Source organism: Streptomyces huasconensis (genome assembly GCF_021028635.1).
In the GTDB taxonomy this organism is placed as follows: domain Bacteria; phylum Actinomycetota; class Actinomycetes; order Streptomycetales; family Streptomycetaceae; genus Streptomyces; species Streptomyces huasconensis.
On the sequence record NZ_CP086119.1, the window covers coordinates 1775238 to 1790126 of the forward strand.

Here is a 14889-nt window from a genome sequence, read left to right on the forward strand (position 1 = left end):
GGCCGGGCACCCCCTCCCACCGGCCCTTTGTGCCCGCGCGCGGCGCACTCCCGCGCACCGTCCGCGCCCCGCCCGCCCGGCGCCCGCGATCCGTCCCTAGACTGGCTCACCATGCGAAACGAGCCCGTCGTCCAGATCGAGAGTCTGGTCAAGCGGTACGGAACCAAGACCGCGGTCGACGGCCTCGACCTGACGGCCGGGGCGGGCATCACCGCCGTTCTCGGCCCCAACGGCGCCGGCAAGACCACCACGATCGAGACCTGCGAGGGGTACCGCAAGCCGGACTCCGGCACGGTCCGCGTGCTCGGCCTGGACCCGGTCCGCGAGGCCGGGGCGCTGCGGCCCCGCATCGGCGTGATGCTCCAGTCCGGCGGCGTCTACTCCGGCGCCCGCGCCGACGAGATGCTGCGCCACGTCGCCAAGCTGCACGCGCACCCGCTGGACGTGGACGCCCTCATCGAACGCCTCGGGCTCGGCTCCTGCGGCCGCACCACCTACCGGCGGCTCTCCGGCGGCCAGCAGCAGCGCCTCGCGCTCGCGCTGGCCGTGGTCGGCAGGCCCGAGCTGGTCTTCCTGGACGAGCCGACCGCCGGCCTGGACCCGCAGGCCCGCCGGGCGACCTGGGAACTCGTCCGCGATCTGCGCCGCGACGGGGTCGCCGTCATCCTCACCACGCACCACATGGACGAGGCCGAGGAGCTGGCCGACGACGTCGCGATCATCGACGCGGGCCGGGTCATCGCCCAGGGCAGCCCCGACGCGCTGTGCCGCGGCGGCGCCGAGAACACCCTGCGGTTCACCGGCCGCCCGGGCCTGGACGTCGGCTCGCTGCTCAAGGCGCTGCCCCCGGACTCGGCCGCGGCCGAGCTGACCCCCGGCGCCTACCGCGTCAGCGGCACGGTCGACCCGCAGCTGCTGGCCACCGTCACCTCCTGGTGCGCCCAGCACGGGGTGATGCCGGACCGGATCTCGGTCGAACGCCACACCCTGGAAGACGTCTTCCTCGAACTCACGGGCAAGGAGCTGCGCGGATGAGCGCCGCCGGTACGTACACGCCGAAGCCGGGTGCCGCCCCGCTCCCCCGCATGATCGCCGCGCAGGCGGCCCTGGAGACGCGGATGCTGCTGCGCAACGGCGAGCAGCTGCTCCTGACGGTGGTGATCCCCACCCTCCTGCTCGTGCTGTTCAGTGTCGTGGACATCATCGACACGGGCGAGGGCAAGGCCGTGGACTTCCTCGCGCCCGGGGTCCTCGCGCTCGCCGTGATGTCCACGGCGTTCACCGGGCAGGCCATCGCGACCGGCTTCGAGCGGCGCTACGGCGTGCTCAAGCGGCTCGGCGCCTCACCGCTGCCCCGCTGGGGCCTGATGGCGGCCAAGACGCTCTCCGTGCTGGTCACCGAGGCCCTCCAGGTCGCCCTGCTCACGGCCATCGCCCTCGCCCTCGGCTGGTCGCCGCACGGCAACCCCTTCGCCGTACTCCTGCTCCTGCTCCTCGGCACCGCGGCCTTCTCCGGCCTCGGTCTGCTGATGGCGGGCACCCTCAAGGCCGAGGTGACGCTGGCGGCCGCGAACCTCGTCTTCCTGCTCCTGCTCATGGGCGGCGGCGTGATCGTGCCGCTCGACAAGTTCCCCGGGGCGGTCCAGTCGGTCCTCGGCCTGCTGCCCGTCTCGGCGCTCTCGGACGGGCTGCGCGACGTCCTCCGGCACGGCGCGGGCATGCCGTGGGCGGACCTCGGCATCCTCGCGGTGTGGGCGGTGCTGGGGCTCGGCGCGGCGGCGAAGTTCTTCCGCTGGGAGTAGCGGCGCGCCCGCGGAAGCAGCCGTACGGCGTAACGGCCGTCACAGGAACGCCGGATACGTCCCCCTCGTGAAGCCGTGCACAAGCGGCCCCCTACGATGGGGCGCGTGCCAAACGTGACCCGAGCCGACCTCGCTCAAGCCGTGCGGAACCCGCTCGCCTTCATCGCCGAGCGCTGGGCCCCCACCCAGCGGACCGTCCAGCGGGCGGCCTTCCTCTCCCTCGCCATGACGGTGGTCATCGTCGTGACGGGCGGGGCCGTACGGCTGACCGGTTCGGGCCTCGGCTGCCCGACCTGGCCCAAGTGCACCGAGGACTCCCTCACCGCGACCAGCGAGATGGGCTTCCACGGCTACATCGAGTTCGGCAACCGCGTCCTGACGTATGTCCTGTGCGCGGCCGTCGGCTGGGCGATCATCGCCGCCCGCGCGCAGAAGCCGATGCGGCGCAGCCTCACGCGGCTCGGCTGGGCACAGTTCTGGCTGGTCATGGGGAACGCCGTGCTCGGCGGCATCGTCGTGCTCGTCGGTCTGAACCCGTACACGGTCGCCGCGCACTTCCTGCTCTCCTCGGCCCTGATCGCGGTCGCCGCCGTCATGTGGCAGCGCACCCGCGAGGGCGACGGCGAGCCGCGTCCGCTGGTCGGCAAGGCCGTGGCGCAACTCGTCTGGTTCCTGGTCGCGGCCTCGGTGCTGCTCATCGCGGTCGGCACGGTCGTGACCGGCGCCGGTCCGCACGCGGGCGACTCCAGCGACGTACCCCGGATGAACCTCGCCCCGGTCGGCCTGGACTGGGAGGGCGTGACCAAGCTGCACGCGGTGCTCGCCTGGATCGTGGTGACGCTGACCTTCGCCCTGTGGTTCGTGCTCAAGGCGGTGGACGCGCCGCGCGGCCCGCTGGCCCGCACCCGCGACCTGTTCCTGATCCTCCTCGCGCAGGGCGCCATCGGCTACGTCCAGTACTTCACGGAGCTGCCGGAGGTCCTGGTCGGCCTGCACATGTTCGGCTCGTGCCTGGTGTGGATCGCCGTGCTGCGCGTGCTGCTGTCCCTGCGGGAGCGGCCGCTGCCCACGGCCGAGGTGCCCGCCCAGGCGGACGACTCACAGCTCTCCGCCGTCTGACGGGTCCGCGAGGCCGTAGACGCGGCAGGCGTTGCCCGCCGCGATCATCCCCGCCACGCGCTGCGCGTCGGTGAGCGACCAGGCGCCCTCGGCGACCCAGGTGCCCAGGACGCGCCCGAGCGCCTCGCGGAAGAGCCGGGCCCCCACGACGTGCAGCTCGGGCAGGCCGTGCGCGCCGCTGGAGAACAGCAGCTTGCCGAAGGGCGCGAGTTCGAGGATCTCCGCGAGCACGGCCGCCGCCCGCGCCCCGGTGCGCACGAGCGCGGGCCCCAGGTCGGTGTGGACGTGCGGGAAGACCGCCGCGAGGTGGGCGGCGGCGCGGTGGTACGGATAGCCGTGCAGCAGCACCAGATCGGTGCCGAGGCCCGCGGTGGCGCGCGCGAAGTCCCCGAAGTACGCCTGGGGGTCGCCGGCGCCCGCGTGCAGCTGGAGCGGCCGCCCCGAGGCCACCGCGATCCACAGCAGGTGCCGCAGCAGCACCGGGTCGGCCAGCTCACCGCCCACCTGCCGCGCCGCGAGCCAGTGCCCCACCGCGCGCCGCACCTCGCCCGGCCCCGGCGGCCGCGCCGCGAGGGAGAGCGGGTGGCGCACCCCCGCGACCGAGGTGAAGGCGACGGCGTGCGCGGCGGCGCCGTGGACGGACTCGGCGAGGTTGGCGAGGAAGGAGTCGGCGGTCCCCGAGGTGTCGGCGACCTGCTCGGCGAGAAGCTCCAGGCGCACGATCTCGCGGGCCGTGGCGCCGCCCGCGGACGCCATCTCGCCGGGCCCCGTCAGGTCTCCCGGCAGCCCCGTGTCGACGAGGTACGTGGTGATGCCGCTGCCGCGCAGCAGGCGCCGCCCCGACTCCAGGACGCCGAGGTCGCGGCGGCGGGCCAGATAGCGGGCGGGCGGACAGTGCGGTTCGAGGCCGAGCAGCGGCGGGCACCAGCGGCGCACCGCGAAGCCGGTCTGGGTGTCGAAGAAGGTGGTGCCGGGGGCGGGCGGCCCCTCGCCCCGGCCGAGGTGGGCCTCGAAGGTGCCGAGGCCCAGCTCCGTACGGAGGACGCCATGGCAGTACTGGTCCACCAGGGACGGCGTTTCGATCATGCGGACTCCCGCTGAATGGACCTTGCTCCTACGGTCCTAACGGGTGACGCGCGTGTCAGGTGTTGCTCTCGGCCAGTCTCGGCGGGCCGAACACGTGCCCGGTCTCAGGCGTTCTTCGGGCCGCCGATCTGGATGCCGGCCATGCGCGTCCACTCGTAGGGGCCGGTCCGCACCTTGGCGGCGAAGTCCCCGTCGAAGTCCTCGTGGACGGTGATGCCGGCCTTCTCCACGGCGCTGAGCGCGATGGCGTGCGTGGGGGCCACCAGGTCGCCCCAGCCGCCGTCCTCGCCGACGAGGACGATGCGGGCGCCCTTCTGGCCGAGGTGGGCGACCTGTCCCTCGGCGCCGCCGTGTTCACGGACGAAGGCACCGATCTCCTTGGCCAGCTTGGCCGCCTTCCGCTCCGCGCGGGCGGCCTGCTTGCCGTCGTCCACCTGCTCGGTCGCCTGCTCGTCCACCTGCTGCGTGTCTGCCATGGGCAGGATGCTACCGACGGGTAGATCGCTTGGCGACAGCCGGGCGGAGTGGCATCGGCCACGAGCCGCGGCGCTAGCGCAGGAAGGGGTCGACCGCCACGGCGACGAAGAGCAGCGACACGTACGTGATGGACCAGTGGAAGAGCCGCATCTCCTTGAGCTTGCCGCCCGTGACCTCCGCCTTGGCGCGGTTCTGCAGGCCGTGCGCCTCCCACAGCCACCAGCCGCCGGTCACCAGTGCCACCGCCGTGTAGAACCAGCCGGTGTAGCCGAGCGGCTGGAGCAGCAGCGAGACGGCGACCATGACCCAGCTGTAGAGGACGATCTGCCGGGCGACGACCTTGTTGGAGGCGATGACCGGCAGCATCGGCACGCCCACGCGCGCGTAGTCGTCCTTGACCTTCATGGAGAGCGGCCAGTAGTGCGGCGGCGTCCAGAAGAACATGACGAGGAAGAGGATGACCGGCGCCCACGACAGGGAGTTGGTGACCGAGGACCAGCCGATGAGGACCGGCATGCAGCCCGCGATGCCGCCCCAGACGATGTTCTGCGAGGTCCGCCGCTTGAGGATCATCGTGTAGACGACCACGTAGAAGAGGAGCGCGCCGAGCGCGAGCCAGGCGGAGAGCCAGTTCACGGCGAGGCCGAAGAGCAGCGTGGAGACGACCGCCAGGGCGATGCCGAAGACGAGGCACTCGCGGGGGCTCACCATCCCGGTGACCAGCGGCCGCTGCGACGTGCGGTCCATGAGGGCGTCGATGTCGCGGTCGATGTACATGTTGAGCGCGTTGGCGCCGCCCGCCGAGAGGTAGCCGCCCAGGCAGGTCACGAAGACCAGCCACAGGTCGGGCACGCCCTGTTCGGCGAGGAACATCACCGGAACGGTGGTGATGAGGAGGAGTTCGATGATCCGCGGCTTGGTGAGCGCCACGAACGCCTTGACACGGGCCCCGAACGGCCGATGGCTCGGGCTAAGGTCCGTCCCGGAAACCCCCGCTGGACGGGATTCAACGGCCGTCACGCACACCCCTGACAGAGACATCCCAGCGAGCTGTCCGGCACCTTCTGACATGAAGATCCGGTAAAGGCTCGCGCGTACCACGCCACTGTAGACGTTGCCCATACCTCGCCCTTCGCGGGGGTGGGGTCGTGTTGAGCGTCCGGACCCGGGGTACCGAGGGTCGGGCGACCGGTCGCCCGAGCGGCGCGGAACGTCCTTTGAACGGACACATGAGCGATACCGAACGACCATTGAGCGGACATATGAGCGGTTCCCTATTCACATGGCGAATCGCCGCGCATTCCTTTCGGGAGGCGGATCACCACTTGTCCCGGCAGTCTGGAATGACTCGAAAAAATGCACGTTCTGGCAGCGGTAGGCTCGACAACGGCCGGTGAGATTCACATCGCCGGCATTCGACATGTGGAGAGGAGCCCTGACTCAGGGTGAGCACCAAGCCGACCACCACAGACCTCGAGTGGACCGAACTGGACCAGCGAGCCGTTGACACCGCTCGCGTCCTGGCCATGGATTCCGTACAGAAGGTCGGCAACGGCCATCCCGGTACGGCCATGAGCCTCGCGCCCGCCGCGTACACCCTTTTCCAGAAGGTGATGCGCCATGACCCGGCGGACGCGGAGTGGACCGGTCGCGACCGGTTCGTCCTTTCCGCGGGCCATTCGTCCCTGACCCTCTACATCCAGCTCTACCTCGCCGGTTTCGGCCTGGAGCTGGATGACCTGAAGGCCTTCCGCACCTGGGGCTCGAAGACCCCGGGCCACCCGGAGTACGGGCACACGACCGGCGTGGAGACGACGACGGGCCCGCTGGGCCAGGGCGTCGCCAACGCCGTGGGCATGGCGATGGCCGCCCGCTACGAGCGCGGCCTGTTCGACCCGGCGACCCCCGCGGGCGAGTCGCCGTTCGACCACCACATCTTCGTCATCGCCGGTGACGGCTGCCTGGAGGAGGGCATCTCCGCGGAGGCGTCCTCGATGGCCGGGCACCAGAAGCTCGGCAACCTCGTGATGCTGTGGGACGACAACCACATCTCGATCGAGGGCGACACCGCCACCGCGATCTCCGAGGACACCCTCAAGCGGTACGAGGCCTACGGCTGGCACGTCCAGCGCGTGGAGCCCAAGGAGAACGGCGACCTCGACCCGGCCGCCCTGTACGCCGCGATCCAGGCCGCCAAGGCCGAGACCGAGCGCCCCTCCTTCATCGCGATGCGCTCGATCATCGCCTGGCCCGCCCCGAACGCGCAGAACACCGAGGCCGCGCACGGCTCGGCGCTCGGCGACGAGGAAGTGGCCGCCACCAAGCGCGTCCTCGGCTTCGACCCGGAGCAGACCTTCGAGGTCTCCGACGAGGTCATCGCGCACACCCGCAAGGCGCTGGACCGCGGCCGTGAGGCCAAGGCCGAGTGGGAAAAGGGCTTCGCCGCCTGGCGCACCGCCAACCCCGAGCACGCCGCCACCTTCGAGCGGGTCGCCGCGGGCGAGCTGCCCGAGGGCTGGGAGGACCACCTCCCCGTCTTCGAGACCGGCAAGGGCGTCGCCACCCGCGCCGCCTCCGGCAAGGTCCTCCAGGCGCTGGGCGCGGTCATCCCCGAGCTGTGGGGCGGCTCCGCCGACCTCGCGGGCTCGAACAACACGACGATCGACAAGACGTCGTCGTTCCTGCCGGCGGACAACCCGCTGCCGGAGGCCGACCCGTACGGCCGCACGATCCACTTCGGCATCCGCGAGCACTCCATGGCCGCGGAGATGAACGGCATCGCGCTGCACGGCAACACCCGCATCTACGGCGGCACCTTCCTGGTGTTCTCCGACTACATGCGCAACGCCGTCCGCCTGTCCGCGCTGATGCACCTGCCGGTGACGTACGTGTGGACGCACGACTCCATCGGTCTCGGCGAGGACGGCCCGACGCACCAGCCGGTCGAGCACCTGGCCTCGCTGCGCGCCATCCCGGGCCTGAACGTCGTACGCCCGGCCGACGCGAACGAGACCGCCATCGCCTGGCGCGAGATCCTCAAGCGCTTCACCAAGGAGTTCGGCAAGGGCGCCCCGCACGGCCTCGCGCTGACCCGCCAGGGCGTGCCCACGTACGACCGCAACGAGGACGCGGCCAAGGGCGGCTACGTCCTGTTCGAGGCCGACGGCGGCACGCCGGAGGTCATCCTCATCGGCACCGGCTCCGAGGTGCACCTCGCCGTCGAGGCGCGTGAGCAGCTCCAGGCCGCCGGTGTTCCGACGCGGGTCGTCTCGATGCCGTCGGTCGAGTGGTTCGAGGAGCAGGACCAGGGGTACCGCGACAGCGTGCTGCCGCCGTCCGTGAAGGCGCGCGTGGCGGTCGAGGCGGGCATCGGCCTGACCTGGCACCGTTTCGTGGGCGACGCCGGACGCATCGTCTCGCTGGAGCACTTCGGTGCCTCGGCCGACGGCAAGGTCCTCTTCCGCGAGTTCGGGTTCACCGCCGACGCGGTGGCCCAGGCGGCGCGGGAATCGATCGCCGCCGTCCAGCGCTGACGCCCGTATACGAACAAGTAGGAGATGTAATTCCATGACAGACGCACTCAAGCGCCTCTCCGAAGAAGGCGTCGCGATCTGGCTGGACGACCTGTCGCGCAAGCGGATCACGTCCGGCAACCTCGCCGAGCTGATCGACCAGCAGCACGTCGTGGGCGTCACGACCAACCCGTCGATCTTCCAGAAGGCCATCTCGCAGGGCGACGGTTACGACCAGCAGCTCTCCGACCTGGCGGCCCGTGAGGTCACGGTCGAAGAGGCCATCCGCATGATCACGACGGCGGACGTCCGTGACGCCGCCGACATCCTGCGCCCGGTCTTCGACGCGACGGACGGCCAGGACGGCCGCGTCTCGATCGAGGTCGACCCGCGCCTCGCGCACAACACCAAGGCCACGGTCGCCGAGGCCAAGCAGCTCGCGTGGCTGGTGGACCGCCCCAACGCGCTCATCAAGATCCCGGCCACCCAGGCGGGCATCCCGGCGATCACCGAGGTCATCGGCCTCGGCATCAGCGTCAACGTCACGCTGATCTTCTCGCTGGAGCGCTACCGCATGGTCATGGACGCGTACCTCGCGGGCCTGGAGAAGGCCAAGGAGCGCGGCCTGGACCTGTCGAAGATCCACTCGGTGGCGTCCTTCTTCGTGTCCCGCGTGGACACCGAGATCGACAAGCGCCTGGACGGCATCGGCACGGACGAGGCCAAGGCCCTCAAGGGGAAGGCCGCCCTCGCCAACGCCCGGCTGGCCTACGAGGCGTACGAGGAGGTCTTCTCCTCCGACCGCTGGGCCGCCCTCGACAAGGCGCAGGCCAACAAGCAGCGTCCGCTGTGGGCCTCGACCGGCGTCAAGGACCCGGCGTACAAGGACACCCTGTACGTCGACGAGCTGGTCGCGCCCAACACGGTGAACACGATGCCCGAGGCGACCCTGGAAGCCACCGGCGACCACGGCCAGATCACCGGCAACACCATCGCGGGCACCTACGACGAGGCCCGCGCGGAGATCGCCGCCGTGGAGAAGCTCGGCATCGCGTACGACGACGTCGTGCAGCTCCTGGAAGACGAGGGCGTCGAGAAGTTCGAGGCCTCCTGGACCGATCTGCTCAAGTCGACCGAGGCCGAGCTGAAGCGCCTCGCTCCTTCGAAGGGCTGACCACTTTGTCAAGCAGCAATCCGCTGCGTGACGCCGCAGACCGACGGCTCCCGCGTATCGCGGGGCCGTCGGGCCTGGTCATCTTTGGCGTCACGGGCGATTTGTCCCGTAAAAAGTTGATGCCCGCCGTGTACGACCTCGCCAACCGAGGTCTGCTGCCGCCGGGCTTTTCCCTCATTGGCTTCGCCCGCCGCGACTGGGAGGACGAGGACTTCGCCCAGGTCGTCCACGACGCGGTCAAGGAGCACTCACGCACGCCGTTCCGCGAGGAGGTCTGGCAGCAGCTCATCCAGGGCATGCGCTTCGTCCAGGGCAACTTCGACGACGACGATGCCTTCGAGCAGCTCAAGGACACCATCCAGGAGCTGGACAAGGCGCAGGGCACCGGCGGCAACTTCGCCTTCTACCTCTCGGTGCCCCCGAAGTTCTTCCCGCAGGTCGTCCAGCAGCTCAAGAAGCACGACCTCGCCGACGCCCCCGAGGGCGCCTGGCGCCGCGCGGTCATCGAGAAGCCGTTCGGCCACGACCTGGCCTCCGCCCGCGAGCTGAACGCGATCGTGCACGAGGTGTTCGCCCCGGACCAGGTGTTCCGGATCGACCACTACCTCGGCAAGGAGACCGTCCAGAACATCCTGGCACTGCGCTTCGCCAACCAGATGTTCGAGCCGATCTGGAACCGGTCGTACGTGGACCACGTCCAGATCACGATGGCCGAGGACATCGGCATCGGCGGCCGCGCCGGCTACTACGACGGCATCGGCGCCGCCCGTGACGTCATCCAGAACCACCTGCTCCAGCTGATGGCGCTGACCGCGATGGAGGAGCCCGCCTCCTTCGACGCGAACGCGCTGGTCGCCGAGAAGGCGAAGGTGCTCGGCGCCGTCCGGCTGCCCAAGGACCTCGGCACCAGCACCGTCCGCGGGCAGTACGCCGCCGGGTGGCAGGGCGGCGAGAAGGCCGTCGGCTACCTCCAGGAAGAGGGCATCGACCCCAAGTCGAAGACCGACACCTACGCGGCCATCAAGCTGGAGGTGGACAACCGCCGCTGGGCGGGCGTCCCCTTCTACCTGCGCACGGGCAAGCGTCTGGGCCGCCGCGTCACGGAGATCGCGGTCGTCTTCCAGCGCGCGCCCCACTCCCCCTTCGACCACACGGCCACCGAGGAGCTCGGGCAGAACGCGATCGTCATCCGCGTCCAGCCCGACGAGGGCATCACGGTCCGGTTCGGCTCGAAGGTCCCCGGCACCTCCATGGAGATCCGGGACGTCTCGATGGACTTCGCGTACGGCGAGTCCTTCACCGAGTCCAGCCCGGAGGCGTACGAACGCCTGATCCTGGACGTCCTGCTCGGCGACGCCAACCTCTTCCCGCGCACGGAGGAGGTCGAGCTGTCCTGGAACATCCTCGACCCGATCGAGGAGTACTGGGACAAGCACGGCAAGCCCGCGCAGTACCCGGCAGGCACCTGGGGCCCGACCGAGGCGGACGAAATGCTCGCACGAGACGGACGGAGCTGGCGTCGGCCATGAAGATCGACCTTACGGACACCACGTCCAGCAAGATCAACAAGGCGCTCGTGCAGGGCCGCCGGGCGATCGGCACCCCGGCCGTCGGCATGGTCCTGACCCTCGTCATCGTCACCGACGAGGAGAACGCCTACGACTCCCTGAAGGCCGCGAACGACGCGTCGCGCGAGCACCCCTCGCGCACCCTCGTGGTCATCAAGCGCACCGCCCGCTCGCCCCGTGACCGCACCACCTCACGGCTCGACGCCGAGGTGCGGGTCGGCGTCGAGGCGGGCACCGGCGAGACAGTGATCCTGCGGCTGTACGGCGAGGTCATCGACCACGCCCAGTCGGTCGTCCTGCCGCTGCTGCTGCCCGACGCCCCCGTGGTCGTCTGGTGGCCGGTGAACGCCCCGCTCGACGCCGCGGCCGACCCGCTCGGCGCCCTGGCGCAGCGCCGCGTCACGGACTCGTACACGGCCGAGCACCCGATCCAGGAGCTGACGGCCCGCGCCGAGTCCTACCAGCCCGGCAGCACGGACCTGGCCTGGACCCGCATCACCCCGTGGCGCTCCATGCTCGCCGCGGCCCTGGACCAGGTCACCTGCAAGGTCACCGAAGTGCAGGTGGACGGCGAGGAGTTCAACCCGAGCTGCGAGCTGCTGGCCATGTGGCTGGCGGACCGGCTGGGCGTACCGGTCAAGCGCGCGGTGTCGGCGGGCCCCGGCCTGACGGGCGTCCGCATGGAGACCACCTGTGGTCCCATCGTGCTGGACCGGGCCGACGGCTCGCTCGCCACGCTCTCCATCCAGGGACAGCCCGACCGTGCCGTGGCGCTCAAGCGCCGTGAGACGGCCGAGCTGATCGCGGAGGAGCTGCGCCGCCTGGACCCGGACGACACCTACGCGTCCGCGCTGAAGTACGGCGTGGACCGCCTGGTCGAGCCGTCCGCCCCGGTGACGGAGGTGGCGGCCGAGGTCAAGGACGCCGCCGCCGGGGAGCCCGAGCCGAAGAAGGCCCCGGCGAAGAAGGCCGCCGCGAAGAAGGCGGCGGTCAAGTGACCGGGGCCCCGCAGCTCGTCGTCCACCGCGACAAGGAGCTGATGGCGCGGGCCGCGGCGGCCCGTCTCATCACGAAGATCGTCGACGCGCAGTCCGCGCGGGGTTACGCCTCGGTGGTCCTCACCGGCGGCCGCAACGGCAACGGCCTGCTGGCGGCGCTCGCCGCCTCCCCGGCCCGGGACGCGGTCGACTGGTCGCGCCTGGACCTGTGGTGGGGCGACGAGCGCTTCCTGCCGGACGGCGACCCGGAGCGCAACCACACCCAGGCCCGGGCGGCGCTGCTGGACGCGGTGCCGCTCAACCCGGCCCGGGTGCACCCGATGCCGGCCTCCGACGGTCCCTACGAGGTGGACGCCGCCGCCGAGGTCTACGCCGCCGAACTCGCCGCCGCCGCGCGTCCGGAGGACCACGGCCAGGTGCCGGCCTTCGACGTGCTGATGCTCGGCGTCGGCCCGGACACGCATGTCGCCTCGCTCTTCCCGGAGCATCCGGCGGTGCGCGAGACGGAGCGCTCGGTGGTCGGCGTGCACGGCGCGCCGAAGCCCCCGCCGACCCGTATCTCCCTGACGCTCCCGGCGATCAGGGCGGCGCGCGAGGTGTGGCTGCTCGCGGCGGGCGAGGACAAGGCGGGGGCCGCGGCCATCGCCCTGTCCGGAGCGGGTGAGGTGCAGGCCCCGGCGGCCGGCGCCCGCGGCCGCTCGCGCACGCTGTGGCTGCTGGACGCGGCGGCGGCCTCGCAGCTCCCTGCGGAGCTGTACCCGCCGGCCGTGGCGTAGCCGTAGGCACGACGAGGGCCCCGCACCGCTCCCGGTGCGGGGCCCTTACGCGTGGGCGTGGACGCGGCGGTAACTGCTGCCGTCGCGCTCGCGCACCAGGAGGCCGTCGGTGACGCAGTACCGGCGCAGCGCCGAGGTGTCGTCGTGCACGGTGCGGAACGCGTCGTTGACCTCGCGCTCGCTGTAGCTGCGGTCGGCGTCGAAGAGGGTGTCCGTGAGGTGGACGAGGAGTTCGTGGCGTACGACGGGGCGTACGGGGATGGCCGTGAGGCGGCCGTGCGCGAAGAAGCCGGTGAGGCGGCGCGGCACGGTGGGGTGGGGGTCGACGGGCCCCGGGGCGCGCCGGAAGACGGCCGGGTCGGCGCGCAGCGATCCGTCGGGCAGCCGCTCCACGAGCCCGGTGGCGAGCAGCCGCCCCAGGTGCTTGCGGGCGGCCGGTGAGTCCGCCTCGCGCGGCGGCAGGTCGTCGAGGACGATGCGCGCGTACAGCCGCAGTCTCTCGGGGTCGGCGAGCGCGGCGAGCAGCTGGTCCATGACGGGGTCCCTCCCGACGGGTGACAGAGCCGAAGCAGTGTCACCCGCCGGGCCTCAGGAACGCATCCGATTAACGAGCAGCGCGGCTCAACGCCCGCGCAGCTCCCGGTACTTGGCGACGAGAGCGGTGGTCGAACCGTCCAGGTCGGGGACGTCGGCGCCCTCGGTCAGCGCGGGCTCGACGCGCTTGGCGAGGACCTTGCCGAGTTCGACGCCCCACTGGTCGAAGGAGTCGATGTTCCACACGGCGCCCTGGACGAAGACCTTGTGTTCGTAGAGCGCGATGAGCTGGCCGAGGACCGAGGGGGTCAGCTTCTTGGCGAGGATCGTCGTCGTCGGGTGGTTGCCCTTGAACGTCTTGTGCGGGACGAGTTCCTCGGCGACGCCCTCGGCGCGCACCTCGTCCGGCGTCTTGCCGAACGCCAGCGCCTGCGTCTGCGCGAAGAAGTTGGCCATCAGCAGGTCGTGCTGGGGGACCAGGCCGGGCAGCAGGTCGGCGACCGGCTCGGCGAAGCCGATGAAGTCGGCCGGGATCAACTTCGTGCCCTGGTGGATGAGTTGGTAGTAGGCGTGCTGGCCATTGGTGCCGGGGGTGCCCCAGACGACCGGGCCCGTCTGCCAGTCGACTTCCTTGCCGTCGCGGTCGACGTACTTGCCGTTGGACTCCATGTCGAGCTGCTGGAGGTAGGCGGTGAACTTGGAGAGGTAGTGCGAGTACGGCAGGACGGCGTGCGACTGCGCGTCGTGGAAGTTGCCGTACCAGATGCCCAACAGGCCCATCAGCAGCGGCACGTTGGACTCGGCGGGCGCGGTGCGGAAGTGCTCGTCGACGAGGTGGAAGCCGTCGAGCATCTCGCGGAAGCGGTCGGGCCCGATGGCGATCATCAGGGAGAGGCCGATCGCCGAGTCGTAGGAGTAGCGGCCGCCGACCCAGTCCCAGAACTCGAACATGTTGGCGGTGTCGATGCCGAAGTCGGACACCTTCTCGGCGTTCGTCGACAGGGCCACGAAGTGCTTGGCGACGGCGTCCGAGGAGGCCTTCAGCTCGGTCAGCAGCCAGTCGCGCGCCGACGTGGCGTTCGTGATCGTCTCGATGGTGGTGAACGTCTTGGAGGCGATGATGAAGAGCGTCTCGGCGGCGTCCAGGTCGCGCACGGCCTCGTGCAGGTCCGCGCCGTCCACGTTCGACACGAAGCGGACGGTGAGGTCGCGGTCGGTGAAGGAGCGCAGCGCCTCGTAGGCCATGGCGGGGCCGAGGTCGGAGCCGCCGATGCCGATGTTGACGATGTTCTTGATGCGCTTGCCGGTGTGGCCGGTCCACTCGCCGGAGCGGATCTTCTCGGCGAAGGCGCTCATCTTGTCGAGGACGGCGTGCACCGCCGGCACGACGTTCCCGGCGTGCTCGCCGTCGACCTCGATGACGGCGTCGCGCGGGGCGCGCAGCGCGGTGTGCAGGACGGCGCGGTCCTCGGTGGTGTTGATCTTCTCGCCGCGGAACATGGCGTCCCGCAGCCCGAAGACGTCGGTCGCCGCGGCCAGCTCGCGCAGCAGCGTCAGCGTCTCCTCGGTGACGAGGTGCTTGGAGTAGTCGATGTGCAGGTCACCGACGTCGAGGGTGTAGGCCGTGCCGCGTGTGGGGTCCGCGGCGAACAGCTCGCGCAGCTGCACCCCCCCGAGCTTCTCGCGGTGGCGGGCGAGCGCCGTCCACTCGGGCGTCTGATTGAGCCTGGCTCGGCTTTCTGCGTTCATCTCGGACTTCAGCCTTCTTTCGTACCTGCGTACGTACCTTGCCCCGCTGCACTGTCCAACCTAATGGATCAGCGGGCGGTATGAGATATCTGGA

General features: G+C 70.9%; 13 protein-coding genes. 8 read left to right on the forward strand and 5 right to left on the reverse strand.

Annotated features, from left to right (window positions below; all coding sequences use genetic code 11):
* Positions 1–111 precede the first annotated feature (111 nt).
* The 3 genes from J2N69_RS08005 (at position 112) to J2N69_RS08015 (ending at position 2921) form a co-directional block, all read left to right on the forward strand.
* Positions 112–1035, forward strand: coding sequence for an ABC transporter ATP-binding protein (locus J2N69_RS08005; RefSeq protein ID WP_230900114.1), 924 nt, complete (start codon positions 112–114; stop codon positions 1033–1035).
* Positions 1032–1802 (forward strand): ABC transporter permease, encoded by a 771-nt coding sequence (locus tag J2N69_RS08010; protein WP_230900115.1) that lies wholly within the window; start codon positions 1032–1034, stop codon positions 1800–1802. Before J2N69_RS08005 ends, J2N69_RS08010 begins: the two co-directional genes overlap by 4 nt.
* Positions 1803–1898: 96 nt before the next feature.
* A complete protein-coding gene (locus tag J2N69_RS08015) occupies positions 1899–2921 on the forward strand; it encodes a COX15/CtaA family protein (RefSeq protein ID WP_230900116.1) in 1023 nt (340 codons plus the stop codon).
* On the opposite strand, the gene J2N69_RS08020 is transcribed toward J2N69_RS08015, so the two are convergent.
* From J2N69_RS08020 to J2N69_RS08030, 3 genes are all read right to left on the reverse strand, one after another.
* Positions 2901–4007: an amidohydrolase gene (locus tag J2N69_RS08020; RefSeq protein WP_230900117.1), complete on the reverse strand. Its 1107-nt coding sequence runs from the start codon at positions 4005–4007 to the stop codon at positions 2901–2903. The genes J2N69_RS08015 and J2N69_RS08020 overlap by 21 nt on opposite strands.
* 104 nt (positions 4008–4111) lie before the next feature.
* On the reverse strand, positions 4112–4483 hold the full coding sequence (locus J2N69_RS08025; protein ID WP_127910313.1) for a hypothetical protein: 372 nt from the start codon (positions 4481–4483) through the stop codon (positions 4112–4114).
* Positions 4484–4556: 73 nt separating this feature from the next.
* A complete protein-coding gene (locus tag J2N69_RS08030; protein ID WP_230904630.1) occupies positions 4557–5510 on the reverse strand; it encodes a heme o synthase in 954 nt (317 codons plus the stop codon).
* Between the two features lie 419 nt (positions 5511–5929).
* Between J2N69_RS08030 and tkt the strand changes: the two genes are divergently transcribed.
* The 5 genes from tkt to pgl are packed head-to-tail and all read left to right on the forward strand — an operon-like array spanning position 5930 to position 12512.
* Positions 5930–8017: a transketolase gene (gene tkt, locus J2N69_RS08035; protein ID WP_230900118.1), complete on the forward strand. Its 2088-nt coding sequence runs from the start codon at positions 5930–5932 to the stop codon at positions 8015–8017.
* Positions 8018–8051: 34 nt separating this feature from the next.
* On the forward strand, positions 8052–9170 hold the full coding sequence (tal, locus tag J2N69_RS08040) for a transaldolase (RefSeq protein WP_230900119.1): 1119 nt from the start codon (positions 8052–8054) through the stop codon (positions 9168–9170).
* 5 nt (positions 9171–9175) lie between these two features.
* Positions 9176–10699 (forward strand): glucose-6-phosphate dehydrogenase, encoded by a 1524-nt coding sequence (zwf, locus tag J2N69_RS08045; protein ID WP_127910311.1) that lies wholly within the window; start codon positions 9176–9178, stop codon positions 10697–10699.
* Positions 10696–11736: a glucose-6-phosphate dehydrogenase assembly protein OpcA gene (gene opcA, locus J2N69_RS08050; RefSeq protein WP_230900120.1), complete on the forward strand. Its 1041-nt coding sequence runs from the start codon at positions 10696–10698 to the stop codon at positions 11734–11736. The genes zwf and opcA overlap by 4 nt, the downstream gene beginning before the upstream one ends.
* A complete protein-coding gene (gene pgl, locus J2N69_RS08055) occupies positions 11733–12512 on the forward strand; it encodes a 6-phosphogluconolactonase (protein WP_269075599.1) in 780 nt (259 codons plus the stop codon). Before opcA ends, pgl begins: the two co-directional genes overlap by 4 nt.
* A gap of 45 nt (positions 12513–12557) precedes the next feature.
* Here pgl and J2N69_RS08060 read toward each other — a convergent pair whose 3' ends face one another.
* Together J2N69_RS08060 and pgi are read right to left on the reverse strand one after the other, a co-directional pair.
* Positions 12558–12821, reverse strand: coding sequence for a DUF2087 domain-containing protein (locus tag J2N69_RS08060; RefSeq protein ID WP_230904632.1), 264 nt, complete (start codon positions 12819–12821; stop codon positions 12558–12560).
* A 312-nt stretch (positions 12822–13133) separates the two neighbouring features.
* Positions 13134–14795: a glucose-6-phosphate isomerase gene (pgi, locus tag J2N69_RS08065; protein ID WP_230900121.1), complete on the reverse strand. Its 1662-nt coding sequence runs from the start codon at positions 14793–14795 to the stop codon at positions 13134–13136.
* Positions 14796–14889 lie beyond the last annotated feature (94 nt).

Bases quoted from the DNA above. Each gene is read 5' to 3' on its own strand.
- pgi (WP_230900121.1), bottom strand. From the start codon at position 14,795: ATGAACGCAGAAAGCCGAGCCAGGCTCAATCAGACGCCCGAGTGGACG.
- opcA (WP_230900120.1), top strand. From the start codon at position 10,696: ATGAAGATCGACCTTACGGACACCACGTCCAGCAAGATCAACAAGGCG.
- J2N69_RS08010 (WP_230900115.1), top strand. From the start codon at position 1,032: ATGAGCGCCGCCGGTACGTACACGCCGAAGCCGGGTGCCGCCCCGCTC.
- J2N69_RS08005 (WP_230900114.1), top strand. From the start codon at position 112: ATGCGAAACGAGCCCGTCGTCCAGATCGAGAGTCTGGTCAAGCGGTAC.
- J2N69_RS08025 (WP_127910313.1), bottom strand. From the start codon at position 4,483: ATGGCAGACACGCAGCAGGTGGACGAGCAGGCGACCGAGCAGGTGGAC.
- J2N69_RS08020 (WP_230900117.1), bottom strand. From the start codon at position 4,007: ATGATCGAAACGCCGTCCCTGGTGGACCAGTACTGCCATGGCGTCCTC.
- tal (WP_230900119.1), top strand. From the start codon at position 8,052: ATGACAGACGCACTCAAGCGCCTCTCCGAAGAAGGCGTCGCGATCTGG.
- J2N69_RS08015 (WP_230900116.1), top strand. From the start codon at position 1,899: ATGGGGCGCGTGCCAAACGTGACCCGAGCCGACCTCGCTCAAGCCGTG.